This window comes from Peribacillus sp. NPDC101480 (assembly GCF_050277335.1).
GTDB lineage: Bacteria > Bacillota > Bacilli > Bacillales > DSM-1321 > Peribacillus.
In genome coordinates, this window is record NZ_JBNNSB010000002.1 from 104,631 (window position 1) to 127,240 (window position 22,610).

Here is a 22,610-nt window from a genome sequence, read left to right on the forward strand (position 1 = left end):
GCCTGAAGTTCAAACAATTAATAGCTGACTTCTTTGTGATCTTGATCGGATGATTCCGTTAAAAATCTCTTCAGAAACCTATCTGAAGAGATTTTAAGTTTATTTGATAATTGAAGTCGTTAATCTCTGCCCATCTATTCTACTAACATTATACAGTCGGCAATCGGGCGTTCACCTGCTGCATCAGAGGGTCTTGTGACTCGCTCATCCCCAACTGTCATGGTCGTCGATCCGCCGCCGTCTAGATTGATGGCATCGATTGCCCCTAATGATTTCATGATTTTCGCACTTTCTTCAAAATTAGCTCCCACACTCCATCCGGGTGCGCGTCCTTCGATGGTGACAAATAATAGATTGCCATTTTCTTTGATTCCTGCAAGCGTTCTAGGATTACGGCGCTCCCCAAAACGATAATAAAACCCAGGGTCTTCTTCCCAGTGAAAGCCTTCCTCTACGGCATTAATGGAAATTTCCCCTTTTTCCATTAAACGAGGACCTCCATTAATCATGCTGGTGGTTTGGTCTAATTTTAATAGCTTTGCATCCCCGATGATTTCACTCTTCACCTGAATCTTCATCCCTTGTCGGGCATGGTCACGAAGCCACTCTGCTGCCTCCCCTGTTCCCGCTAGAACAGAACCACTGCCCGGAATGACTCCTCCGCGATGGTTACGAATTACCGTCACTTCTCCGGCATGATTTACGACTACTTCCACACCGTCGCCCGATTCTGTCTTTCCTCCAAATACGGGCGTATATTGGATAAGCTCACTTTCATCATTACAAGTAAAATCATGTTTCGCCCGTTCTGTTGTCGTATCTCCTCCAACACCGCCACAATTGCGGATTAATCCTGGCTTCCGATTTACCCCATCCACTTCCCTGACCGCACCATCAGATGACGTAGCCTGAATTGACGTTGAAACGGACGCAATGTTTGCCTTCTCTTCAACAGAAGATAAAATTAGAGCTGAACGGCCATTTATCGCCTCACTGACAAGCTGACCTTTGCTGGCGAATATACCGGCAAGATCGCCTGGTGTTCCATCCTTCTCTCCTACAACAAAGTATCCGGCATTAACTCCTGCAATGGCATCATTTCTGTCAGCGATTTTGGTCAATGTTTCTTTCCCTGTCACTGTATCATTTGCCAATTCAGGTTCCACATGCCCTTGAAATCGATCCTGATCCACTTCAAGGACGTTCACTACCCATGGTCCTGTTGTTTTCTCTCCGTCTTCTCCCGTATACACAGTCCGTAGACCCGAATATCCCTTTTCCGATAACTTGTTTCTCATTTCGGCTGCATCCGCTTCCAGCTGATATTGGCCAATGCGGACAATGTATCCAAGTGGACCTTTTTCCCCATCATCCATGGCCCGATCCGCTTCTCTTATGATACGAGCTTTTTTGAAACCATCTCTCTTTAAATTTCCCAACAATATCTTTGCCTGCTTCTTTGTTTTTACAAATGCCACATCCACTGTGAAATAGTCTTTAGAAGATGCTTCACCACGATGGATATTGATATACGTCACTCCTGGTGCTGGATTCATGGAAGTTCTTTGCTCAATCAAATTGGGTGTTCCTAACGGAAGCACATGATTCTTCACATGTAATTGAGCATTCAATTCTGCATGAACTGGAGTTTCTGGAATGGCATTTACAATCATCACAGATGCTAGACTAATAGTGGCGATAGGCAAAATGGGCTTTTTCCATAATTTTTTCATTTATTCCTCCAATAAAGTTATGTCCTGCTTTAACTTTATTGGAGGAATATGATGGAAAATTAAAAAGACTATTATATTTCAGTCAATTTTAAGTGAACAAAAATGAGCATAAATACTCGATAAATATTACAATTCATATTTGTGAAAGGATAACTTTTAGGACATCTTCACTTTGATAACTTAAATAACAATGTTTCCTTTGAAGAAAAATGTAATAGATGTACGAAGAGCCTTTCGGGCTTTCCATTTAGGTAGAGTTGTCTGTAATAAGTTAAGTGTATCAATGACCAAAAATTTTTATACAAAAAATTTCCCTGTGGTTAACGAAAACAACTCAGAGTTTTGTTTTATTTTTTGAGATAAATTCATTCATTTACTTCTTGCCTCATTTGCGAAAGATTCGATCGAAAAATGTTTTCTTTTTCTCAGGAGGCACAGGAAGATAGAAACGATTCTTATTTGTTACTTTAAGATAAGGCGTTAAGATGTCAGTCTTCTCCTCTACAGAAATTGCGGTATTAAGCTGTTCTTCAATTTTCGCAAAATGTTTCGCTGTCGAGCCTTTTGGCGTATAAACAAAACGGCCATCTGGGAAATTTTGTGATTCAACTGTTTCTTTTTCAGTATATGCATGTACAGATGGTCGTGCCCAAAAAACACTTTTCCGCACCACACGTGCAGGACTTCCTGCAGCTGCTACATTTGATGGGATGGATTTTGCCACTAGTGACTTTGCACCTAAAATTGAACCTGTACCTACTTCTACTCCTTTTAGAATCATGACGTCCTGTCCAATCCAAATGTGGTCACCTAAGTACACACTCTTTGTTGGATTTATCCGTTTTTGAGTTGTTACATCGTAGATCAAATGTGGATCTGCCAAACGAACGACTACACCACTTGAAAACATATTATCATCACCGATGAATAGATTCTTTTGCTCAGAGAGAATAAATCTCGCTAAACCATTAAATGAATAGTTGCGACCAAGGAAAAATGTATTATCATTCCAAACACTGACGCTCATTGTTGCATTGCGATTTGATTTCCCAATGATTATGAGCGAGTTGTTGCCATTAAAATTTAGCGTTGCATTTTTAAATTCAGCTCCGCGTTCAATGATTAACCGATTTCCTTTACCCCAAAATTTGATTTTACTATTCACAAACGAAATCTCATCTTCGGTATTTCCTATAAAGTGTATTTCATTATTTGTTTCCGGTTTATGCAAGATGTTAGAAATGCTTTCCATGCTGTCCATACCCACTTTCAAAGTGTTAAAAACGCTTTCATTATACATCATTTTTAGCTCACCACAAAGACCGCATAAGAAAATCTGAGGAACTGTTAAGTTGAAGCCTTCGGATTTCCGAAAAAGGGTAATTGAATTAAAGGTTGTAAATCACCATGAACAATTGCTGGTAGATAGTCGTGAAGTTGCAGAAATGGTTGGGAAACGTCATGACTATTTAAATTGAGATATTAAAGGATACGTAAAGGTTTTTTTAGAGTTGTCCGTCAACAACTAACCTTTTTCGCTTCTGATAAGCTTTCACAGCTGCTTTCGTTTCCTCACCTTAAATCTATCATCAGCTCGATATTTAAATTATTGGAGTATTCACTTTTAATGAATGCTATTATTCATACAAAAAAAGCCCTCATTTTAAGGGCTTTTTTGCTAAGCTAATTGCATTTAAGCATTATATTCTATTACATTTCATATATTTCATCCAAATAATTTTGCGAAGGTATTTTCACCGGCGATCCCGTCTGCAGATAATCCATTAGCCCTTTGTAATGCCTTCACCGCTATTTCCGTTCCGCTTCCAAAGATACCATCTATACCATGTGGATTATGCCCTTCCAAATAAAGTGCAGCTTGAAGGATATAAGTGATATTCCCTTCCGCCCCTTCCCTAACATTAGGTGAAGCTGCTTTTGTTTGGGGTCCCCATATTCCATCAACATTAACCTTTGCACCATATTGTTTATTCAATTCGGTTTGAAAACCCTTGATCAGCGCTTTTTTAGTATTGGGACCATAATAACCATCAACATCTATTTTTGCAGTATACCTGCTATTTAATGTCCTTTGAATGGACTTGATAGTTTGATTGCCGCTGTCCTTTGCTGGCGTATCTTTTACTATGACTTCAAATTCGACTTGTGTAGCTGGTGGAGTGGTTCCATTCACTTTTGATACCAGTCTAGGCTTCACTCCCGCTTTTAACTGAGAATAAGTCAGTCCGCCCGTCATATCCAAGTGCGGATAGTCTTTAAAGCTTGACCAATCCCCTCCCCATGAAAAGCCCAAGGATTTACCAATTGCCGCTACCCGTTTCCATTTTGTATCAACCGTCCATATTGCATTCTTTCCATCATCGCTGACGATGAAATAATCAATGGCTAGTCCAAAGTTATGGTAAGATTGACCTGGCTTCGCGTTGGTCACTCTCGGTTTCGATAAATCACTATAGTTTTTACCATCGTAGATATATCCTAGGCGACCTTGACCATATAGCTTTGCTTGCTCTTCCATAGATCGATAACCTGCGCTGATTTGCACGAAAATTCCTTCTTGGTATGCCCGCTTAACCATTTCCAATGCCGATTCTTTTACGACTGGATGAATTCCGCTGCCCATATTCTTTTCTGAACGATCCAATAAAGTTTCTAATTTAACTGTCAATTTTATCACCTCCTAATATGTTATGGTGCCAATTAGGAAATGCTTGTACACCTACCTTGACGTTACAAAAAAACGCCCTTTTATGAGGACCTAGTATAGGTTCATCGTTCTTAAATAAAAAAAGCACAACCCTAAATGGGGCTGTGCTTTTAATCTATTATAAAGGCATATTTTGATCTTCTTTATCTTTAGCAATTACCCTTATCAACTCATCCAGCTTTTCATTTCTTTCTTGGTCTAATCTTGTCTTTGCATTGATGAATTTAATTATCTTAATTATGAAATAAACACTTAATACAATAAGTCCCAAATAGAACAAAATCGGTATGATTGCAAAAAGCCCTATTAAACTACTGGCTTGATCCATAAATAATTCCTCCCAAATGTAAAATATAGTATTATTATACAGGAAAAATAAAGAAGGCGTCCGATATTGATTTATTATTTAAATAATTATTTTGCGAAAAAAAAACTGAAGCTAGCCACATTTTAATGATCTCCAAATAGTCACCAGAAAATTTCTTAAAGATGGGGTGAATCCATTGAAGGATTTGAATCAGAAAAAGGGAGAAGTTTAAATTACCATTATAAAAACCCCCATCTTATCTATTCAAATATAGACATAAATTAGGGTTATATATTTTTTGTAGCGTTTCTATCACGATTATAAAATAGATAAATTGAATTAAAGAACTTCATATGATCAGTACATACTTCTCTAACCCCCACTTATCTTTGCTCTCTACAAAATGTTTTCTAAAAAGAAGTACACCTAGAACAGTGGATGAATCACATCATGGCCATATCTTTCGATCTAATTAAAAAAATCCCTCGTGGATCCCCTATACATTGTCAGCCTTTTCCGGGTATAAGAAGTTCGTGTATACGTAATTTTAAGAGTTACCTAAAGTATTGAAACTCCATGAATTGTATCAATCTCCTCCTATTCCAAGTCATTTTAAAGCAAGTAAATTTATCTTACTGCCTTTGTAAATCAGTAGATTGATGTTTATTTCATGCTTATTAATAGATCTTATATGATGGTTTGAGGAGATAATGGGGTTCCTCATACTCACTGACCAGCAAATGTGATTTATGAAAACCGATCATTACTTACAATGGTACAAGGATGACAGAACTTTTAAGGTAAATAGATGCTTAGACAATCCAGTTCAAGTAAATCCTGGTGAAGTTAAAGATAAGTTCCTCCGATTTAGTACTAAAGTGTAATTCTTTAATTCGAATAAGGTTAGTGTTAACATATAGTAAGTATATCTTCTATTGAAGGAGCTAATTATGAATCCCAATATTTTATTGCGTAATAATGTAAAGTTTAAAGGAAGTGGTACACGACCAATGATATTTGCTCCAGGTTTTGGTTGTGATCAAAATGTCTGGCAATCAGTTGCAAAAGACTTTGAAGATGAATACCAAATTATCCTATTTGACTATGTTGGGTCAGGTAATTCAGATATACAGGCATATAACGTGGAAAGATACAGTACTCTTGAAGGGTATGCACAAGACGTACTTGATGTTTGTTCCGCATTAGACCTAAAAGATGCTATATTTGTTGGACACTCTGTTGGATGTGTGATTGGCATGCTGGCGTCAATTAAACATCCTGAATATTTTTCTAAACTTGTTCTGGTTGGTCCTTCTCCTTGCTACCTGAATCTGCCTGATTATTACGGGGGATTCGAAAAAGAACAACTTTTAGGATTGATTGATATGATGGACAAAAATTATATAGGCTGGGCAACCGCCTTTGCTGGAACGGTAATGAATAATCCAGATCGGCCAGAGCTTAAACGGGATCTAGAGAATCGTTTTTGCTCTACTGATCCTATTATCGCTCGACAATTTGCGGAGGTTACCTTTTTTGCAGACAACCGTAAAGACTTACCAAAAGTAAAAGTACCATCACTCATTTTGCAATGTTCAGAAGATGTTATTGCTCCGTCAGCAGTAGGAGAATATATTCATAAGCATCTTCCTGATAGTACATTGAAAGTGATGAAAGCAACAGGACACTGTCCACATATGAGTCATCCTGAAGAGACGATATTCTTAATTAGACAGTTTTTGGATGAATTTCCGACAAACGATTTATAGATAGAGATGGGTGTGAATTTTTGTGAATGAACAACTGAATGAGGCACCCTGCGGATATTTTACTTTATCAGAAGAAGATGATATTTTATCCGTTAATCAAACCTTACTTAAATTATTGGGGTATAATCTCGATCAATTGCAAGGGCAGCCTATTAATTTTATCCTTTCGGCTTCTGCTATACTCTTTCATCAGCTTTATCTGGTTCCTCTGATCAAGTTAGAAAATCAGATTGAGGAAATATACATATCCTTAAAGTCTGAAGACGATGAAGAAATACCTGTGTTACTAAACGCTGTTCAAAGAGAGCGTGATGGAAGAACTATTATTGAGTGTGTGGTGATTCCAATGCGAAAAAGAAACGAATTAGAAAATGAGCTTCTTATAGCGAAAAAAGAGGCAGTGACAGCTCTAAATGCTATGAATAAGGCTTATTCTGATTTAGAGAATGCTCATGAAACGATGAAAGTTCAAAAGGATAAACTTAGTGAATTAAACGAAAAAAATGAAAAATACAAAGTAGATACAGAAAGAGAACTGGGTCTTGCCAAAAAAATCCAAGAGACATTATTACCAGTTCCTATTATTAATGAACATCTTGAAATTCAAGCATATTATAAAGGCTCCAATCAATTATCAGGTGATCTATATGGATTTTATCAAATTGACGCCCAACGGTATGGACTTATCCTACTTGATGTGATGGGGCACGGTCTTTCTTCAGCTCTCATAACCATGTCACTTCATTCCATATTTCAGAGATTAATTTTAAAAGGTTCTGAAGTGAAAACTGTGATGAAGGAATTAGATGATCACCTTCATTCTTTATTCAAAAACACAAGTGAAACTTGGCATTACTGCACAGCCGTCTACCTTTTAATCGATACTGATAAGAGAGAAATTAATTATATCAATGCAGGCCATCCTTCCGTTCTTTTACAGGATATAAACGGAAAACAATATCAGTTGCGTTCTAATCGGCCTCCACTCGGGATGTTTGAAGAAATTATTTTTAAAACAAATACCCTTACATACAATAAGGACAGTAAGCTGTGCCTTTATACAGATGGAGTTGAAGAACCTCTAGGTTCAAACCGTTTATGCTCATTGTTAAAGACATATTCGGCTGCCCCTTTATCTACACTTAAAGAGGAAATTATACAATCGCTTAGAAATGAAGAGGACACTGACCAACGTAAAGATGACCAAAGTCTTATTTTGGTTAAACTAAAATAAGACTTTCGGGTTGTGCTATCCGTTACATAAACTGCTGTTCAATTTCTTGGGACTTCAGGTAATAGATACTAATTTAGTCGGTTCGAAAACCGAGAGTCTTAATGGACCAGTTTTGTAATTGTCATAAAATAAAACAAATGAGGAGCTATCTATTTTGGGTAGCTTCTATTTTTTATGAAAAATAACTATCAAAAATCATCCAGCTACCAGCACACTTTCAATCGATCTAACCAGCTTTTCATTAATTTTGTCCCATTTGCCTTCCAATCATTTCCACAATATAATGAAGCTATTAAAGAGGAAGGGGGCATGGCAAATGAACGAAGGTAGAGATCCATTCGTTTCTTCACTCGCTTCTCATTTAAACATGCGGCTCACTCGTTTGGCAGAAGAAAGGGAAATCCCACTGGAAAGATTATTGGATAAATCCGTCGAACTGTTACTTGAATATATGGAAGACAATGAATTGATCAATGACCATGTTAAATTAAACAATGTTGAAGCGATTAATAAAAATAATGAAATCATTCAGCAAAGCAGGCAGATCCTTAAGAAAGACTAGCTTAAAAACACTCAGCCATCACGGTTGAGTGTTTTTAAGCTTTTATATTTCAGAGCATTACTCACCATCAACTTCAAGTCCAAATAAAAAAGGCAGCCACTAGGCCTGCCTCTGTTGAACAACTTATGTCCAGTCATTCATTTAGTGATTAATAAAAACGGCGCCTGTTTTTTTTGCATTTGCACTTACATTTACAACGCTTTCCAGGAAACCATACTGTACTTGGGTCATTGTTCTCAAAACATTTTTCTTCATAACAACAATTTATCTGCATACTAACACCCTCCTTACTCTTGTATATGCATGGACTGATGGAAGGTGTGGACAAGTTGCTTAAAGATTAGAAGTGAATGAGAATTAATTAATTCATTTTCCATGATTCTGGACAATTTCCAATGTATGTGGAAGCAAACTGAAATCTCCCCAAGTTTTATGGCCAGGAATAACAATCTTCGCATCATTATAAACATACATTAAATTCTTCATCGTATTTGGCAAAGCTTCCATGTTAGCTTCATCAATGATTCCAGAATTCTTTTGTTTCAGTGCAAAAATCATATCACCAAATAATAAGGCCATTCGCACCGACCTTATTACCTTGTATTTCCGTATGTTGTATGAACCCATACATCCTTTTTTATTTGAGTTAATATTATTGATCCATCTTCACTCGTTAATACCGTTTTTTTGATTTGCTCACATGAGCTGAAGCCGGTGTCGAAATGTTTAGTAATAAAAGACAAAAACTTGCTAACACGATTATTAAAAATCCTTTTTTTAACTTTCATATAATTCCTATTTTCTATACTATATTTATAGAATTATATACACTTCCAAATTTTAGTTTAAATATATATGACCTCTCAACGATTAGACCATAATATAGTTATGTAAACAATTACTTATCAAATTGAATATTATAGATTAATCAAAATTTAACGGAAGACTTCAACATCAAGTATTTAACGACGCAGGCATAAAATGATGATTGCGAACACCGCAATTTGTAGTACACAGAGTTTAGCCATCTGGCGAAAGTTATTGACAATGATTATCATTACTATTAATATATTGATGTAGTCACTGAAAATGAATATCATTATTAATTAGACATTTTTTGGTATGTTTTTAACCTACTCTATAATTAATAAGGAGCAAAATCAGAATGAAAAAGCTATTCCTCCCCTTCCTACTCTTGTTCGTACTTATTCTTAGTGCCTGTGGGAGCAAAGAGACAGCGAACGAAAATAATGCATCCAAGGCTAAAAAAGAAACAGTTACATATCAATCTGAAACTGGCCCTATTGAGATTCCTAAAAAACCAAAAAGAATAATTGCTCTCTCTAATGGACCTAATGTATTGGCTTTAGAAGGTAATGTCGTTGGGATAGACCAATGGACTAATATGAATCCCCTTTTTAAAGAAAGACTAAAGGGAGTGGAAGTCGTATCAGAAGATAACCTCGAGAAAATCATTGAACTGGAACCGGATCTAATCATAGCGGGATCCGAAATGAAAAATATTGGAAAGCTAAATGAAATTGCCCCAACTGTAGTATTCACTTGGGGAAAATTAGATTATTTATCACAGCAAATAGAAATCGGAAAACTCTTAAATAAAGAAAAGGAAGCAAAAGAATGGGTTAATGATTTCGAAACGCGTGCAGAATCCGCAGGAAAAGCGATACGTGCAAAAATTGGTGAAGATGCAACCGTTTCTGTGATTGAAAATGATGCTAAGGAGTTTTATGTATTTGGAAATAACTATGCACGCGGAACTGAAATATTATATCAAGCAATGGATTTGAAAATGCCTGAAAAAGTAAAAGAAAAGGCACTTAAATCCGGCATTTATGTACTCTCATCTGAAGTGCTTCCTGAGTATACTGGAGATTATATTATCTTTAGTAAAAACCCAGATGTGGTTAACTCATTTGTGGAGACCGAAACGTGGAAAAATATACCTGCAGTTAAGAACGATCGTATATTTGAAATAAATAGTAAAGCATCCACTTACAGTGATCCAATCACTCTAGAGCATCTTCTGGAATTTTTCGAAAAATCATTTCTTGACAAATAATATGCAAAAAGGAATTCTTTAAATGAGAATTCCTTTTTGAATGTGTTTTATACTTGAATTGCTTCTCAGAATAATAAAAAGAAACTGTTACCTAAAAGGCACTCAAGTGTTAAATCTAACTGATATTCATATCAACAATGAAAAGACCTAAACTTTACCGTTAAGGTCACACAAAATCAAGCTTTTCTTATCCTCCATTATTCTTTCTTGAGGTATTCTTCTAAAATACTCTTATCATAAATTCCTCTTTCGTGATCATCTGCATTGGATATATCCTCATATTCATAGTAACCCATCTGCTAACAATTTACATAACCTACTTTGTTGTTTTATTAGCGCGTGTAAAACAAGAACTTAAAGGGAAAAAGCTGAAAAACCCTTTGTATAATTACTTATTCAATGCTAGATAAAATTTGTTTTCTTATATTTGCATCAATTTTATTATTTGAATAATTATCTTGTAAACTATCAATTAAACTAAAAATCATTTCATCCGTTCCATAGTTAATTTCTAAGAAATTATTTATGAAATGTTGGAATAGATCTTCATCCACTGATTCTATTGGAGCAGGTAAATATTTTTCCCCTTGCTCAATGTAAGCTTTCCAATCAGCAAAAGCAATTGCATCAATAATGCAGTTCCAAGCCTTCATCTTTAATTCGTTCTCCTCAAATTGCATTAGAATGAATAGACCTGTTTCATCAGCATTATCTAAAAATTGATAGATAGTATCTCCAGAAATGTTTTTGTTTTCAACCCAACTCCAGCATAAGTCAATTACTTCTACTGCATCTTTATACCCAGAAGAGTTCGAAAGCATGCCAATAACTTTTTCAGACAAAGTTAAAAGAAATGCTACCTGTAAATCAGCGTTCATTTCATTAATTTTTTCTATCACAAACTTTACCTCCTTATTCAATCAAAACTCCATTTTTCAAAATAAAGGACAATTTCCAGCAGGTTTAACCCCCTCTACTCTCTCAGAAGATAACTTTATCGTTAACTCATGGTACCTTTTACTTAGTTACATGAATATTCCTGGTTTAACATTTGGATTAACAATTCCTTGTATACAAGTTGTACAGGCACCTTTTGGATTAGATTGATGTAAATTTAATGAACCGGTAACCTCTTCTGCCTTCAATCCTATTCTTTCAACCTCCAAAATGAATTCATTAATTACACCTTCCTCAGCATGTCAAGTAGATAAAGGATGGGAAGAAGGTGACTTAATTGGCCTATTGGGCATTACTGTATCTAAATCAGGTAAACCTGCTTCTTTTCTAACTTTAGGTGAGCCACCCTCAAATATTTTACCTTCTAAACCTTTTACATCTGTTTTTCCAATTGCAATTGTTTGAGTTTCAGGACCTAGTTTTATTCTAAGAGTTTCCAAATCCTCTTTCCCAATGGTAATACCCGGTTTACTACCAGTTCCATTTAAAGCCTTACCACCATCACTCTTCACCGCAAACTTCTGCACGATATCCTTAATCGTCGTTATCAAATGTAACATGTTTATAGTTGTTTCCATACGCCGTCGCTATTCTTCGACCCTAATCCGGAGAGGTACTTCCACCTTGCCGGTTTCCCTGCCGAAGGCTTGAACCTTCTGAACCTGTTTTTGCGCAAATTCCTTGCTGTAAGGGATGAACTTTGTACCACTCGCTACTTTATCGGCGACTTTGGCCGCACCTGCCACACCGCCAATCCCGAGCACCATCAACAGGCCGTTCTGGCGCTGTTCCTCGGTCAGCTGGTTGCCGAACATGTCTTTGCCGGTGACTGCTTCACCGAGGCCGTTGGCTGCGAGGAGTCCGTATATCCTGTATTCGGCTTTCTGGAGGAGGCTATAGTCCTTCAGTCACTATAATAAAAGGACCTTAACAACATACGTTAAGGTCCTTTTATTTACCAACCAAGATTTTCAAAAAAATACTATTTTGATTTAACAGCTTCTTTTATTTGTTCTACGACATTATTAAGCCACTGTATAGGAGTTAATCCAATTGCGGGATAATAAATTTCAGCATTAGTTTGAATATAGTTTTCCTTTTCTTGTTTTGTTCTATTACTAGTTAGAAATTCGTCACAATACTTTATTGTAAAAAGCAAACATTCTTTATTAGCTTCGTTTATAAACTCAGCTAATGCTTGTTCAGGCGAACTAATATCCTGGTGGAATGTTCCACCTAAAAAATCTTCTAACTCTTCTAAGTAATCATAACTTTCGTCCATTTAAATTCCTCGCTTCATTATTTTTCTGGATATCCTGTTAGAATAAAATTACCGTTTGAATCCTTTTTAAGTACAATTTTTGCATTTGTAACATTCTCCACAACTTCGGAGTTTCTTGATACACTTCTACCAATTATCTCTCTTTCATTCTATATAATGTTTTACTTTAGATATTCAGCTTCCCATTTATCTTGTTTTTCTACTGGGCTAAGTTCTGAAATATCCTCATATCCATAATTAATTTTCATTTTTCCTGTGTTATCTAAAATGAAAGTTAGGTTTGTCCATAGTTCCTGTTCTTGCTCCTTAAATTCTTCACGCAATCTTGAAAAATAATTATACAAATCATCATCAAGCCCATCAAACTCTTCCTCATCAACATTAAATAAATCTGTTATATCCAGACTATATACTGGTTCCCCTCCAGTTTCAGGGTAATAATAGAAAAAAACTTTTTTATAACCTTCTCTAAATTCAGCGTATAAAAAGATTTGTTTCCAATCCTCTGGAATTATATTAATTAATGTATTCGCAATTTGTTGATATGTCTGCTCCATTATTTTGGTTTCCATCTACTTACCTCCTAAATAATTAGTTAATCTATCTGAATATTTTTTTACCATCTATTACATAGTTGATTTTAAACTCACTTGGTCTAGCTGATTGTGCCTCATATATGGGTTTTACTTTAATGGTTACTTCTTTACCCTCTACTAAAGCCTTCTTCCATGTATTCTCTAGAGTCTTATATTCACTCCTATTTAAAGTAGCATTCATGGGTACTAAGTTATCTATTTCACCAGAACCTTTAAAGATACTTGCAATTAAATGTCCACCATCATCGTTTGATAGTCTATCGTCTCCTCCAACCTTTCTTTGGGCATAAGGATTTCGTTTTGCTTTACCCAATTCTAATTTAGCTTCAGCAATCGCAATACGTCCGTTATCATCAGTGGTATATTTATATCCTTCTTTTGTTGTATACTCTACATTGGGTTTTAAGGTCTTCTTACGATTTACTTTCGTGTATTGTTCACCATATCTAACGTTATCTATACCCTTAGGAACACTCTCCCCTGAAACAGCCTCTACATTGCTATCCTTCACCGCAAATTTCTGATAGGCTTCCTTAATTGTCTGCTTTTCCATCATAACATGGGGAAGGGTTGGTCCTCCTGTGAGGGAAACTTGTTCCACACTTATCCGTTTAGGGATTTCTTTTTTACCTAGTTCGTCACCTATATTTTTTAACGTGGTTTTTCCTGATCTCGCTATGTCTGTTATTGTAGCTTGAACCTTCTGTACCTGCTTTTGGGCAAATTCCTTACTGTAAGGGATGAACTTTGTACCACTTGCTATTTTTTTCTTAGCCACACTTGCCTGAAGTAATTCTATATGATTTTAAGGCCTCACGGCCTATTATCTGAGGAACCTGTATGGCTTAAGATGATACATATTCATATCAAAAGTGAAAAGACCTTAACTTTTGGGTTAAGGTCATATAAAAGAAAAACAAGTTGCACCTTATTCGGTAAGCTCTCTTAGCCGATTAAACTGCACATCCAGCCATGTAAAATGTCATCTCGCCTATTTATCTTTATTATTTTCACAAACCAAGTATTAAAACAGAATGCCTTGATGGTACAACTATCATGAGTTATGAATTTTTCATTAGCATTTTTTATGTCGTCCATAGCAATTTCTCACATAAAACAAAAAGCACCTGTTGTTCGTTTGACAATCAAGTGCTTTATTCAATGTTTTACTTCCTGTATAGTTTAGTTGTGTAACTTAAATTCCCGTAAATAAAATCTATATAGAGCCTTTAAAAACATCTACATCGTTTTCGTTTAATACTGCTTCTATTTCATTACCTTCAAAAACAACCATATAATCATTTGGTAAAGCAAGAACTTGAATGATTTCTGGTTTAATTTTTAGTAGTTGATAAGCATATAGAGCATACAACTCTGTAGTATTATTATCCTCTACAGGACCTATATACCAACCTGAATCTCCTTTTTCAACATCTCCATTTCTTTGTAAATATATTTTCTCAAGTTCTAGTACACCTTTAGTAAGTATGATTTTATCACTAAATTTTATTGATAAACCATTGACATTTATCTTTCTCAAAAAATGACCTTGTTCTAGTTGTACCCACAATGCTAAAGTTAAATCTTCTGTTATATCTTCAAATGGATTTCTAGAGTAATCAGGAGAAGTCAATATAAAATTCCCGGTTTCTCTCTCATGTAAATAATAGACAGACCAACCAACTTGAAGAGAGAATCCATGAATTAATTTATTACAATCTACCTTTTCTAATATAGCAAACAAATTTTCTATTTGAGGTTCTAATTCTTTTTCGGCAGTCACTACAATGGTTTTACCCATAATAATCTTTTCAAATTTCTTCATTACTTCAACCTCTCCTCTTTAGCTACTTTTAGCACTTCTCTAGCTTGTTCCTCTTTTTCTAGCATCTCCATTCTAACATTAACAGGAACCTCTCCCATCTTAGAATGTCCTTTCCAATCAGCCCAACTATGAGCCCCCTTAGAGGCATTCGAAGATTTCCCAAGACCAACAAAATTATCTTTTAGATTTAGAATTTCTATCTGTTGTTCTCTAGTTAACCTACTGAATCCTTCGATTTCAGTTATTTCTTTCATTGAAACAATATGGTCTGCTTCAAACTTATCTACTTCATACCCGTATACTGGGTCTACTTTAGGACCATCTGGATTAACCATTTTTCTTATCTCGTTACTTGGTGTCTTTTTCCTCAGGTTTTTATATTCACCTTTTGTAATACCCTTAACCTTACCCTTAGGAACACTCTCGCCTGAAGCAGCCTCTACTTTGCTATCCTTAACAGTAAATTTCTGATAGGCTTCCTTAATTGTCTGTTTTTCCATTACAATTTGGGGAAGGGTTGGTCCTCCTGCAAGGGAAACTTGTTCCAAACTTATCCGTTTAGGCATTTCTTTTTTGCCTAGTTCTTCACATATATTTTTTAACGTGGTTTTTCCTGATCTCGCTATGTCTGTTATTGTAGCTTGAACCTTCTGAACCTGCTTTTGCGCAAATTCCTTGCTGTAAGGGACGAATTTTGTACCACTTGCTAATTTTTTCCTATGCAACCTTACCTGAAGTAATTCTATATGATTTTAAGTCCTCACGGCCTATTATCTGAGGAACCGATAGATGATACATATTCTATTTCAACAATGAAAAGACCTTAACTTTTCCGTTAAGGTCATAAAAAGAACAAGTTTTTACTTATCCTCCATTATTCTTTCTTGAGGTATTCTTCTAAAATCCTCTTATCATATTCAGATTCGGGTAAAAGGCCTAAACGAGTATATTCCCAAATAACCCTTCTTTCGTGATCATCTGCATTGGATAAATCCTCATAATCAAAGTCAACCTTAAATTTACCGGTACTTTCTAAAGTAAAAGTTAAATTGGTCCATTGTTCTTGATTATTATTTTTAAATTCATCTGATAATAATTTTAATTCATCTAATAATTGATACCATAATTTATCATATTCTTCTTCGTTTAAACTATATATTTCAGGTGTATCATGACTATAAATAGGCAATTCACTATTAGGATTATAATAAAAAAAGAAAGCCGTACCGGTACCGTCAGCAATTTCACCGTACATTAATACCTTTGACCATTCCTCTGGTATAGTTTCATTAATAGTTTGAGCTATTTGTTGATAAATACTATTAAGTTTAATTTCATTCATACTTACCCACCTCCTGATCTATTTTCAAATGTCCTTATCTCCAATATTCCTTACTGGTAGGGGAGGATTTTAGTTTCTTTGTTACTATGTCTGTCTTATCCTTGGGTTGTTACTTGGGGATTAATATTTCTTTTCTACTTTCTCATATAACCAGTTTCTAGTATTTAGGATTCTTTTTTCATCAAATTAAAAGAGCTTATCGAAAAAAACGATAAGCCCCTGAGTTTTAGGCTTTTTGACTTAACCCCAAAAAAGACCCTGGATTCATTTACTTTTGATAGTCACTTGTAATAATCAACCATCTTTTCAACTTCATTGACTCTCCCTTATTCGATTGGTCCCATGAATTGAGTAATTAGATAAATATGCTCAATAAGTTTCACCTTTTTCAAGTTTTCCACATTCTCAGGTCCACCTAATCCAAGGAGAGGGGTATAACCAAAGCATTCATCAAAATCTGGTTCTCCATATTTATCAACTGCTTCAGGATAAGGATTCCAATCTAAAATTTCTTTGTAAAATGATTCATCTTCTAAATCAGGAAAGAAATATTTAAAACCGGACGATATCCCTTTAATTTCACCCTTTCTAAAATTAAGTAAAATTAAATATTTATTATCTTCCCAAACAACAAGATCCCCCATTGATGTAGTAAACAATACTAGAGCATCCTCGTTTCTTACATATACATCCTTTAATAGTTCCTGATATTTTTCTGGGTTAACAATATTTAAATACCCGTTTAAAATACTACCAAAACCATATTTATTCCACACTTCTAATACTTGTTCAGGTATGGAACCATTGAAATTATTAATAGTTTCTGCTTGTTCTTTTTCAAATAATTTAAAGTTATCAAAAATGTTAGTTGACATTTTTATAATCACCACTATTTCATTGTATTAATTTCACATTTAAGTATATTGATTTTTTATCCACTTCCGTCATACTAGCTGCAATAGATTTTATTTGTTCATCTATAACATCAATTCTATATCTCCATTTCGAACCAAGGGATGAATTAACCTTTTTATCTCCCATTCCACCAATGTCAAGTGGATTGCCACCCGCAATTTGATCTGGATTATGTAAAGCAGTCTGTTCAATTATCCATACCGTAGCCTGCTTTTCTGATTCTTTTCTAGATAAGCCTGTCTCCCTTAACTCATCAACTTTATCTAAATAAGCTTTTACTCTTGCAGCCTTTTGAACTGCATTCCCTTCTATAGCACTTCCTTCTTCTATATATCTTTCTCTATTTTTTAAATACTCATCAATAGTTAAATCATTCAACCCTTTTTCTTGGTCTTTTAACTGTCTAGCGAATTCTTCTGCATTGTGTTTTGGATTTTGCTTGAACATAACCTCTATTTCTGAGATTCTTTGGACATGTATAACATGCCTGTACCCTTACCACCATCACTCTTCACCGCAAACTTCTGCACGATATCATTAATCGTCGTTTTATCAAATGTGACATGTTTATAGTTGTTTCCATAGGCCGTAGCTAATTCTTCGACCCTAATCCGGAGAGGTACTTCCACCTTGCCGATTTCCCTGCTGAAGGCTTGAACCTTCTGAACCTGCTTTTGCGCAAATTCCTTACTGTAAGGGATGAACTTTGTACCACTCGCTACTTTATCGGCGACTTTGGCCGCACCTGCCACACCGCCAATCCAGAGTGCCATCAGCAGTCCGTTCTGGCGCTGTTCCTCGGTTAGCTGGTTGCCGAACATGTCTCTGCCGGTGACGGCTTCGCCGAGGCCGTTGGCGGCGAGGAGGCCGTATATCCCGTATTCGGTTTTCTGGAGGAGGCTAAAGCCCTTCAGTTATTTATAATAAAAGGACCCTAACATAAGTTGTTAAGGTCCTTTTATTTTCCACCCAAGGTTTTCTATGAAAAAAATTCTATTTTGAATTCACAGCTTCTTTTATTTGTTCTACGACTTTATTAAGCCACTGTGTAGGAGTTAATCCAATTGCGGGAAAATAAATTTCAGCATTAGTTTCGATATAGTTTTCCTTTTCTTGTTTTGTTCTATTACTAGTTAAAAATTCGTCACAATACTTTATTGTAAAAAGCAAACATTCTTTATTAGCTTCGTTTATAAACTCATCTAATGCTTGTTCAGGCGAACTAATATCCTGGTGGAATGTTCCACCTAAAAAATCTTCTAACTCTTCTAAGTAATCATAACTTTCGTCCATTTAAATTCCTCGCTTCTTTATTTTTCTGGATATCCTGTTAGTATAAAATTGCCGTTTAAATCCTTTTTAAGTACAATTTTTGCGTTTGTAACATTCTCTACAACTTCGGAGTTTCTTGATACACTTCTACCAATTATCTCTCCATCACCCTTGTATCTTAATGGTAATGTAGGTCTACTATTAGGATCAGAAAGCCATTTTTGTATTTTCTCAATATTTTTGGGATTGTTTAAGACAGTATAAGCAACTTTCTCAGCTGTTGCCCTATCTATAAAAGTAGAAGAACCAGTAATTCTTGGATTACTTCTTATTCTTTCTAATAATTCTTCATCAGTTTTCCCAACATGCCTTTCAATCAAATGCCCACCTCTTGACTCATGTACAGCCAGTCCACCACCAGGTGCAAGAGAACTCTTATCTCTTGGTTTAACATTATCTATACCATTAGAAATGCTCTCCCCTGAAACAGCCTCTACATTGCTATTCTTCACCGCAAATTTCTGATAGGCTTCCTTAATTGTCTGCTTTTCCATCATAACTTGGCGAAGGGTTGGTCCTCCTGCGAGGGATACTTGTTCCATACTTATCCGTTTAGGGATTTCTTTTTTACCGATTGCTTCACCTATATTTTTTAACGTGGTTTTTCCTGATCTCGCTATGTCTGTTATTGTAGCTTGAACCTTTTGAACCTGCTTTTGCGCAAATTCTTTGCTGTAAGGGACGAACTTTGTTCCACTAGCTACTTTATCAGCGACTTTAGCAGCACCTGCCACACCGCCGATTCCGAGTGCCATCAATAGTCCGTTCTGGCGCTGTTCCTCGGTCAGCTGGTTGCCGAACATGTCTTTGCCTGTGGCCGCTTCGCCGAGGCCGTTGGCTGCGAGGAGTCCGTATATCCCGTATTCGGTTTTCTGGAGGAGGCTAAAGCCTTTTGTCGTTTTATAGGCATCGAGCGCGTGGTCCGCTGCGTTGAGTCCTTTGGCCGTTTTGTATAGGGCGCTTCCGCCTTTGATGGCCCGGCCGGCCCAGCCAACGACGGGGATGAATCCAGCGGCGGCCATGGCGCCTGCGGCGATTCGTTCGGCATCGGACAGCTTGCGGCCCGTTACTGGATCGACTCCGGTTGAGGCCCTGATAGAATCATAATATCCCGTGAATTCCCCTGTAAAGGTTTTTGTCGTATCCCAGGCTTTTTCGTACCATGGGCGGTTTTCGAGTTCTTCCATTTCTTGTTCGATTTTCCGGGCTTCGGCTTGCTGCTTTTTGAAGGTTTGATAGTCTTTCATCTGACCGGCGACTTCATCCTTCACTTGATAGACATCACTGCTCTTGAATGCCGATTGATTGAATGTCATCGGCGAAACGTTGCCGTCCTGTTTGGTGGCATCAAGCAAGGCACGAAAGAGGCCAACGGCCACGTTTTCCTGGCCGACGGACACATCATATTCCTCGATCAATTGCCGGTCGACATTCTCGACCTTTGTCACGGTGTCATCCAGCCTGTGCCCGGCCAGCGTGATTTTTTCATTAAAGTCCTTTTGGTCGAATATATCAAGAGCCAGGATATCGTCAATGCTGTTCAGGATTCTTTGGAGATCGTTCGCTTGTTCATCGACAAGCGATTTCGCTTGGTTGATGCCGTTTGACACTTCGCCATCTAAAAAGGGAACCTCGACCACCGTATTTCCGGAGAGGTCCGCCTCTTCCAGGGTGGCCGGTATACCTTCCAAAAAACTGATCTGGGTCGTGAATAGTTCCATCCAGGCGTCCGCCACCTCGATTTGCGCTTCATAGAAGCTTTTGATGGCGGTAGCACCGGCTCCCTGAAACTCGTTATCCAAGCCGACGATGCCCTGAAATTCCTTTTTCAGGGCTGCGACTTCCTTTTTTAGTTCTTCATATTGCTTGGCGCGCGACTTGGTTGCGGCCGTCAATGTCTCGGCTTCATATATTTTCATTTCACAGGATACCCATGTGAAGACGTATGGGCGATGGCTTCATCCTGTTCTTTTAATAAGTCAATGTTGGCACGGGTATCTTCCACATTTTTCTGGACGATTTTGATATATTGTTCAAAGACCTTCTCCAAGTTCGTTTCCCGATCGATCCATTTCGAAGTGAATTCCAATTTATTGCTGCCAAGCTCGCCTGCCGGCAAATTTCCAAGCGTGACTGTACCAAGTGCCGTCTTCACCTGATCGACTTGCTTCGTTACGGCAGGATGATTCAGTTTGATTGTCGTCATTAAAACAACCGCCTTTTTAAATCGGATATTTTACTTTCCAGCTGCTCAAATGCCTCTTCACCTTTGCTCAAAAGGGAATCGGCTTCTTGGGCTATATTCCCCGCTATGCTCAGAAGCGTGTTCTCTGCATTCAGCTTGGTAATCATCGCTTCGATTTTCCATTGGTAATCATCATAATCGTCATGAATGATACTAAACATCACATTATAGGCATCATGACGGGCTTCCTGAAATTGATCCGAGCGATTCCCTGTCCAGCTGCCACCTAGCTCAGGGTCTTTTATTTTCCTAATCTCGCTTAAGCACATGCTTTGCTCTTTTATAATATCGTTCTTCGCATTTTCTAAACGCTCTATTTTCACATTCAAATCAGCTTTTTTACCGGAGATAGCAGAGTGTATATTACTCAAAATATCTGCATAAACCATGAAACTCACCTCAGAAACAGTATAATCCTACACTAAATGTCATATTTTCCTATTTAATATTATAAGGATTATAGTCCGAGAGTTAAATAGGGAGAAATATGCTATTTTGTCAGTTAAAAGAGAAGATTGGCATAAAAAAGTTCCTACATACCATATTCTTTATACCCGGCATTTTACCAATTTTAAACAAGTTAGCAGAATGTCATCTTATTAGATTCTCTATAAAAATTTCCGACACTTCATTCAAACTGCCCTTGACTGTATCTGCGCAGTAAGTCATCCCGAACAAATTCCCTGCAAGAGGAAGATAAATGTGACCGCTCGGGATGTATCAAATCGCCAAAAGGCAAATCACCGACAAATTTAACTTCACCTTCAAAATCCTGTCCGGATTCAGCATCAAAACCGATGACCTTCACAAAACAGGTTTTGTGTCCGGTTTTCATAAAATCAATTACTGTTAACACATGATTATGTACATCATTCATCCTTTTTTCCTCCAACTCTAAGCATTAAGTTTTACTAACTTTATAAATAAAGAAACCGATCAAACAATCATGGCTAAGGTTGCTAAAGGCATTAAAAACATTGGAAATAGGTACTCCTGCTTTCCATGAATTACTTTATTTTTCTATGTATTTTGTTCAATCTCCCCTAATTTAACTGAACTTGCATGTCCTGACTTCTTTCATTCACATATGCTTTTATACGTTTCCCATAATATACTTCTCTTAGCATGTGTATGATTTCACATTACTTCCACCAAAGGTCAGTCTGGCAACCCCGAGGACCTTCCCTCTTCTATATAGATTTATAACCTGCTATAATCTAAGGATTGGAGGTGTGAAAAAATGAAAGAAATCATACAGATATTAGCTGAAATCGTCAATAATCTTCACGATTTCATCCTATTCTTTGTAAGTGACACATTAAATTCAAATGCAACGGACAAAGATTTGCATTTTTGGATAATGGGAATCATCGGTATCATCATATTTTTGTTCGTGTTATTTTTATCTAATTTAATTGCCCGGATGCGTTTTGGGATAACGATACTCTCTTTCCTTTATACCTTTACAGTCATGGTTGTTTTAGTATTTGCCATTGAGATACAGCAAGCCCTTACCAGCAGGGGAAATATGGAGTTTCAAGATGCGGCGATAGGCCTATGGGGGTTCATCGTATTTTTCATGGTTTTTGCTGTACTATCATCCATATTCCTATTGGTGAAGAATTTTTTCAAGCAATCAAAATAAAGGTAACGATAGGTCACCTTGCTTAAAACATTCCTAATGCCTTTCAATAACTGGAAAT

Annotated in this window: 27 protein-coding genes and 2 pseudogenes; 5 read left to right on the plus strand and 24 right to left on the minus strand. The window is 36.7% G+C overall.

Translation table 11 applies throughout. The features are described from left to right. Positions 1 to 134 precede the first annotated feature (134 nt). The 5 genes and pseudogenes from ACQKMF_RS08085 to ACQKMF_RS08105 all read right to left on the minus strand — a co-directional run bounded on the left by ACQKMF_RS08085 (position 135) and on the right by ACQKMF_RS08105 (position 4,789). Positions 135 to 1,733, minus strand: coding sequence for a phosphodiester glycosidase family protein (locus ACQKMF_RS08085; RefSeq protein ID WP_427572527.1), 1,599 nt, complete (start codon positions 1,731 to 1,733; stop codon positions 135 to 137). Between the two features lie 385 nt (positions 1,734 to 2,118). Next, positions 2,119 to 3,036, minus strand: a complete 918-nt coding sequence (locus tag ACQKMF_RS08090; RefSeq protein ID WP_427572529.1) for an acyltransferase — start codon at positions 3,034 to 3,036, stop codon at positions 2,119 to 2,121. A gap of 202 nt (positions 3,037 to 3,238) precedes the next feature. Next, positions 3,239 to 3,304: pseudogene (locus ACQKMF_RS08095) on the minus strand (peptidoglycan-binding domain-containing protein); the annotation flags it as partial. A gap of 155 nt (positions 3,305 to 3,459) precedes the next feature. Further along, positions 3,460 to 4,422, minus strand: a complete 963-nt coding sequence (locus tag ACQKMF_RS08100) for a peptidoglycan-binding protein (protein ID WP_260357580.1) — start codon at positions 4,420 to 4,422, stop codon at positions 3,460 to 3,462. A gap of 157 nt (positions 4,423 to 4,579) precedes the next feature. Further along, positions 4,580 to 4,789: a hypothetical protein gene (locus ACQKMF_RS08105; RefSeq protein WP_230176344.1), complete on the minus strand. Its 210-nt coding sequence runs from the start codon at positions 4,787 to 4,789 to the stop codon at positions 4,580 to 4,582. A 929-nt stretch (positions 4,790 to 5,718) separates the two neighbouring features. Here ACQKMF_RS08105 and ACQKMF_RS08110 point away from each other — a divergent pair. The 3 genes from ACQKMF_RS08110 to ACQKMF_RS08120 all read left to right on the plus strand — a co-directional run bounded on the left by ACQKMF_RS08110 (position 5,719) and on the right by ACQKMF_RS08120 (position 8,333). Continuing rightward, positions 5,719 to 6,537 (plus strand): alpha/beta fold hydrolase, encoded by an 819-nt coding sequence (locus tag ACQKMF_RS08110; RefSeq protein WP_402942692.1) that lies wholly within the window; start codon positions 5,719 to 5,721, stop codon positions 6,535 to 6,537. Positions 6,538 to 6,559: 22 nt separating this feature from the next. Beyond that, positions 6,560 to 7,771, plus strand: coding sequence for a SpoIIE family protein phosphatase (locus ACQKMF_RS08115; protein WP_260357578.1), 1,212 nt, complete (start codon positions 6,560 to 6,562; stop codon positions 7,769 to 7,771). Positions 7,772 to 8,087: 316 nt separating this feature from the next. Beyond that, the gene (locus ACQKMF_RS08120) at positions 8,088 to 8,333 is read left to right on the plus strand and encodes a hypothetical protein (protein WP_252297950.1); all 246 of its coding nucleotides are present in this window, start codon (positions 8,088 to 8,090) and stop codon (positions 8,331 to 8,333) included. A 366-nt stretch (positions 8,334 to 8,699) separates the two neighbouring features. On the opposite strand, the gene ACQKMF_RS08125 is transcribed toward ACQKMF_RS08120, so the two are convergent. Then, entirely contained in the window at positions 8,700 to 8,912 is a 213-nt protein-coding gene (locus ACQKMF_RS08125; RefSeq protein WP_260357577.1) for a hypothetical protein, read from the minus strand. Between the two features lie 586 nt (positions 8,913 to 9,498). Between ACQKMF_RS08125 and ACQKMF_RS08130 the strand changes: the two genes are divergently transcribed. Then, the gene (locus ACQKMF_RS08130; RefSeq protein ID WP_427572533.1) at positions 9,499 to 10,413 is read left to right on the plus strand and encodes an iron-hydroxamate ABC transporter substrate-binding protein; all 915 of its coding nucleotides are present in this window, start codon (positions 9,499 to 9,501) and stop codon (positions 10,411 to 10,413) included. A 392-nt stretch (positions 10,414 to 10,805) separates the two neighbouring features. Here the strand turns inward: ACQKMF_RS08130 and ACQKMF_RS08135 are convergent, their stop codons facing one another. The 18 genes and pseudogenes from ACQKMF_RS08135 to ACQKMF_RS08220 form a co-directional block, all read right to left on the minus strand. After that, positions 10,806 to 11,312, minus strand: coding sequence for an Imm6 family immunity protein (locus ACQKMF_RS08135; RefSeq protein WP_260357575.1), 507 nt, complete (start codon positions 11,310 to 11,312; stop codon positions 10,806 to 10,808). A 300-nt stretch (positions 11,313 to 11,612) separates the two neighbouring features. Next, a complete protein-coding gene (locus ACQKMF_RS08140; protein ID WP_427572535.1) occupies positions 11,613 to 11,948 on the minus strand; it encodes a hypothetical protein in 336 nt (111 codons plus the stop codon). A gap of 9 nt (positions 11,949 to 11,957) precedes the next feature. Further along, complete coding sequence (locus ACQKMF_RS08145; protein ID WP_427572537.1) at positions 11,958 to 12,185, minus strand: hypothetical protein; 228 nt, start codon at positions 12,183 to 12,185, stop codon at positions 11,958 to 11,960. Positions 12,186 to 12,352: 167 nt separating this feature from the next. Then, on the minus strand, positions 12,353 to 12,652 hold the full coding sequence (locus ACQKMF_RS08150) for a contact-dependent growth inhibition system immunity protein (RefSeq protein WP_101221988.1): 300 nt from the start codon (positions 12,650 to 12,652) through the stop codon (positions 12,353 to 12,355). 17 nt (positions 12,653 to 12,669) lie between these two features. Next, positions 12,670 to 12,792 (minus strand): annotated as a pseudogene (locus tag ACQKMF_RS08155) (RNase A-like domain-containing protein); the annotation flags it as partial. A gap of 21 nt (positions 12,793 to 12,813) precedes the next feature. Continuing rightward, the gene (locus ACQKMF_RS08160; protein WP_101221985.1) at positions 12,814 to 13,224 is read right to left on the minus strand and encodes an immunity protein YezG family protein; all 411 of its coding nucleotides are present in this window, start codon (positions 13,222 to 13,224) and stop codon (positions 12,814 to 12,816) included. A gap of 28 nt (positions 13,225 to 13,252) precedes the next feature. After that, positions 13,253 to 14,026 carry a DNA/RNA non-specific endonuclease gene (locus tag ACQKMF_RS08165; RefSeq protein WP_427572539.1) on the minus strand — a complete coding sequence of 258 codons (774 nt, stop codon included), beginning with the start codon at positions 14,024 to 14,026 and terminating at the stop codon, positions 13,253 to 13,255. A gap of 438 nt (positions 14,027 to 14,464) precedes the next feature. Then, entirely contained in the window at positions 14,465 to 15,073 is a 609-nt protein-coding gene (locus ACQKMF_RS08170; RefSeq protein ID WP_101221984.1) for an immunity protein Imm33 domain-containing protein, read from the minus strand. Continuing rightward, positions 15,073 to 15,798: a hypothetical protein gene (locus ACQKMF_RS08175; RefSeq protein WP_427572541.1), complete on the minus strand. Its 726-nt coding sequence runs from the start codon at positions 15,796 to 15,798 to the stop codon at positions 15,073 to 15,075. Before ACQKMF_RS08175 ends, ACQKMF_RS08170 begins: the two co-directional genes overlap by 1 nt. A gap of 149 nt (positions 15,799 to 15,947) precedes the next feature. Next, complete coding sequence (locus ACQKMF_RS08180) at positions 15,948 to 16,415, minus strand: antitoxin YezG family protein (protein WP_427572543.1); 468 nt, start codon at positions 16,413 to 16,415, stop codon at positions 15,948 to 15,950. A 326-nt stretch (positions 16,416 to 16,741) separates the two neighbouring features. Then, positions 16,742 to 17,290, minus strand: a complete 549-nt coding sequence (locus ACQKMF_RS08185; RefSeq protein ID WP_427572545.1) for a T6SS immunity protein Tdi1 domain-containing protein — start codon at positions 17,288 to 17,290, stop codon at positions 16,742 to 16,744. 19 nt (positions 17,291 to 17,309) lie between these two features. Beyond that, complete coding sequence (locus ACQKMF_RS08190; protein ID WP_427572547.1) at positions 17,310 to 17,777, minus strand: polymorphic toxin type 15 domain-containing protein; 468 nt, start codon at positions 17,775 to 17,777, stop codon at positions 17,310 to 17,312. Between the two features lie 5 nt (positions 17,778 to 17,782). Beyond that, positions 17,783 to 18,151, minus strand: a complete 369-nt coding sequence (locus ACQKMF_RS08195; RefSeq protein WP_427572549.1) for a hypothetical protein — start codon at positions 18,149 to 18,151, stop codon at positions 17,783 to 17,785. A gap of 172 nt (positions 18,152 to 18,323) precedes the next feature. Beyond that, positions 18,324 to 18,623 carry a contact-dependent growth inhibition system immunity protein gene (locus ACQKMF_RS08200; RefSeq protein ID WP_427572551.1) on the minus strand — a complete coding sequence of 100 codons (300 nt, stop codon included), beginning with the start codon at positions 18,621 to 18,623 and terminating at the stop codon, positions 18,324 to 18,326. A 17-nt stretch (positions 18,624 to 18,640) separates the two neighbouring features. Beyond that, positions 18,641 to 20,581 carry a ribonuclease YeeF family protein gene (locus tag ACQKMF_RS08205; RefSeq protein WP_427572553.1) on the minus strand — a complete coding sequence of 647 codons (1,941 nt, stop codon included), beginning with the start codon at positions 20,579 to 20,581 and terminating at the stop codon, positions 18,641 to 18,643. After that, positions 20,578 to 20,868, minus strand: coding sequence for a YwqI/YxiC family protein (locus ACQKMF_RS08210; RefSeq protein ID WP_260357571.1), 291 nt, complete (start codon positions 20,866 to 20,868; stop codon positions 20,578 to 20,580). The genes ACQKMF_RS08205 and ACQKMF_RS08210 overlap by 4 nt, the downstream gene beginning before the upstream one ends. Next, complete coding sequence (locus ACQKMF_RS08215; protein ID WP_101221981.1) at positions 20,868 to 21,296, minus strand: DUF5082 family protein; 429 nt, start codon at positions 21,294 to 21,296, stop codon at positions 20,868 to 20,870. Before ACQKMF_RS08215 ends, ACQKMF_RS08210 begins: the two co-directional genes overlap by 1 nt. A 239-nt stretch (positions 21,297 to 21,535) precedes the next feature. Further along, positions 21,536 to 21,784 (minus strand): hypothetical protein, encoded by a 249-nt coding sequence (locus tag ACQKMF_RS08220; protein WP_260357569.1) that lies wholly within the window; start codon positions 21,782 to 21,784, stop codon positions 21,536 to 21,538. Positions 21,785 to 22,147: 363 nt separating this feature from the next. Between ACQKMF_RS08220 and ACQKMF_RS08225 the strand changes: the two genes are divergently transcribed. Further along, the gene (locus tag ACQKMF_RS08225) at positions 22,148 to 22,552 is read left to right on the plus strand and encodes a hypothetical protein (protein WP_260357568.1); all 405 of its coding nucleotides are present in this window, start codon (positions 22,148 to 22,150) and stop codon (positions 22,550 to 22,552) included. Positions 22,553 to 22,610: the final 58 nt, after the last annotated feature.

What these genes read in the sequence shown, in the direction of transcription:
- ACQKMF_RS08195 (WP_427572549.1), bottom strand. Translation starts at nt 18,151, where the DNA reads ATGTTCGGCAACCAGCTAACCGAGGAACAGCGCCAGAACGGACTGCTG.
- ACQKMF_RS08125 (WP_260357577.1), bottom strand. Translation starts at nt 8,912, where the DNA reads ATGGCCTTATTATTTGGTGATATGATTTTTGCACTGAAACAAAAGAAT.
- ACQKMF_RS08145 (WP_427572537.1), bottom strand. Translation starts at nt 12,185, where the DNA reads ATGTTCGGCAACCAGCTGACCGAGGAACAGCGCCAGAACGGCCTGTTG.
- ACQKMF_RS08205 (WP_427572553.1), bottom strand. Translation starts at nt 20,581, where the DNA reads ATGAAAATATATGAAGCCGAGACATTGACGGCCGCAACCAAGTCGCGC.
- ACQKMF_RS08130 (WP_427572533.1), top strand. Translation starts at nt 9,499, where the DNA reads ATGAAAAAGCTATTCCTCCCCTTCCTACTCTTGTTCGTACTTATTCTT.
- ACQKMF_RS08120 (WP_252297950.1), top strand. Translation starts at nt 8,088, where the DNA reads ATGAACGAAGGTAGAGATCCATTCGTTTCTTCACTCGCTTCTCATTTA.
- ACQKMF_RS08185 (WP_427572545.1), bottom strand. Translation starts at nt 17,290, where the DNA reads ATGTCAACTAACATTTTTGATAACTTTAAATTATTTGAAAAAGAACAA.
- ACQKMF_RS08160 (WP_101221985.1), bottom strand. Translation starts at nt 13,224, where the DNA reads ATGGAAACCAAAATAATGGAGCAGACATATCAACAAATTGCGAATACA.
- ACQKMF_RS08190 (WP_427572547.1), bottom strand. Translation starts at nt 17,777, where the DNA reads ATGTTCAAGCAAAATCCAAAACACAATGCAGAAGAATTCGCTAGACAG.
- ACQKMF_RS08210 (WP_260357571.1), bottom strand. Translation starts at nt 20,868, where the DNA reads ATGACGACAATCAAACTGAATCATCCTGCCGTAACGAAGCAAGTCGAT.
- ACQKMF_RS08140 (WP_427572535.1), bottom strand. Translation starts at nt 11,948, where the DNA reads ATGGAAACAACTATAAACATGTTACATTTGATAACGACGATTAAGGAT.
- ACQKMF_RS08150 (WP_101221988.1), bottom strand. Translation starts at nt 12,652, where the DNA reads ATGGACGAAAGTTATGATTACTTAGAAGAGTTAGAAGATTTTTTAGGT.
- ACQKMF_RS08110 (WP_402942692.1), top strand. Translation starts at nt 5,719, where the DNA reads ATGAATCCCAATATTTTATTGCGTAATAATGTAAAGTTTAAAGGAAGT.
- ACQKMF_RS08180 (WP_427572543.1), bottom strand. Translation starts at nt 16,415, where the DNA reads ATGAATGAAATTAAACTTAATAGTATTTATCAACAAATAGCTCAAACT.
- ACQKMF_RS08170 (WP_101221984.1), bottom strand. Translation starts at nt 15,073, where the DNA reads ATGAAGAAATTTGAAAAGATTATTATGGGTAAAACCATTGTAGTGACT.
- ACQKMF_RS08200 (WP_427572551.1), bottom strand. Translation starts at nt 18,623, where the DNA reads ATGGACGAAAGTTATGATTACTTAGAAGAGTTAGAAGATTTTTTAGGT.
- ACQKMF_RS08215 (WP_101221981.1), bottom strand. Translation starts at nt 21,296, where the DNA reads ATGGTTTATGCAGATATTTTGAGTAATATACACTCTGCTATCTCCGGT.
- ACQKMF_RS08105 (WP_230176344.1), bottom strand. Translation starts at nt 4,789, where the DNA reads ATGGATCAAGCCAGTAGTTTAATAGGGCTTTTTGCAATCATACCGATT.
- ACQKMF_RS08085 (WP_427572527.1), bottom strand. Translation starts at nt 1,733, where the DNA reads ATGAAAAAATTATGGAAAAAGCCCATTTTGCCTATCGCCACTATTAGT.
- ACQKMF_RS08225 (WP_260357568.1), top strand. Translation starts at nt 22,148, where the DNA reads ATGAAAGAAATCATACAGATATTAGCTGAAATCGTCAATAATCTTCAC.
- ACQKMF_RS08220 (WP_260357569.1), bottom strand. Translation starts at nt 21,784, where the DNA reads ATGAATGATGTACATAATCATGTGTTAACAGTAATTGATTTTATGAAA.
- ACQKMF_RS08090 (WP_427572529.1), bottom strand. Translation starts at nt 3,036, where the DNA reads ATGATGTATAATGAAAGCGTTTTTAACACTTTGAAAGTGGGTATGGAC.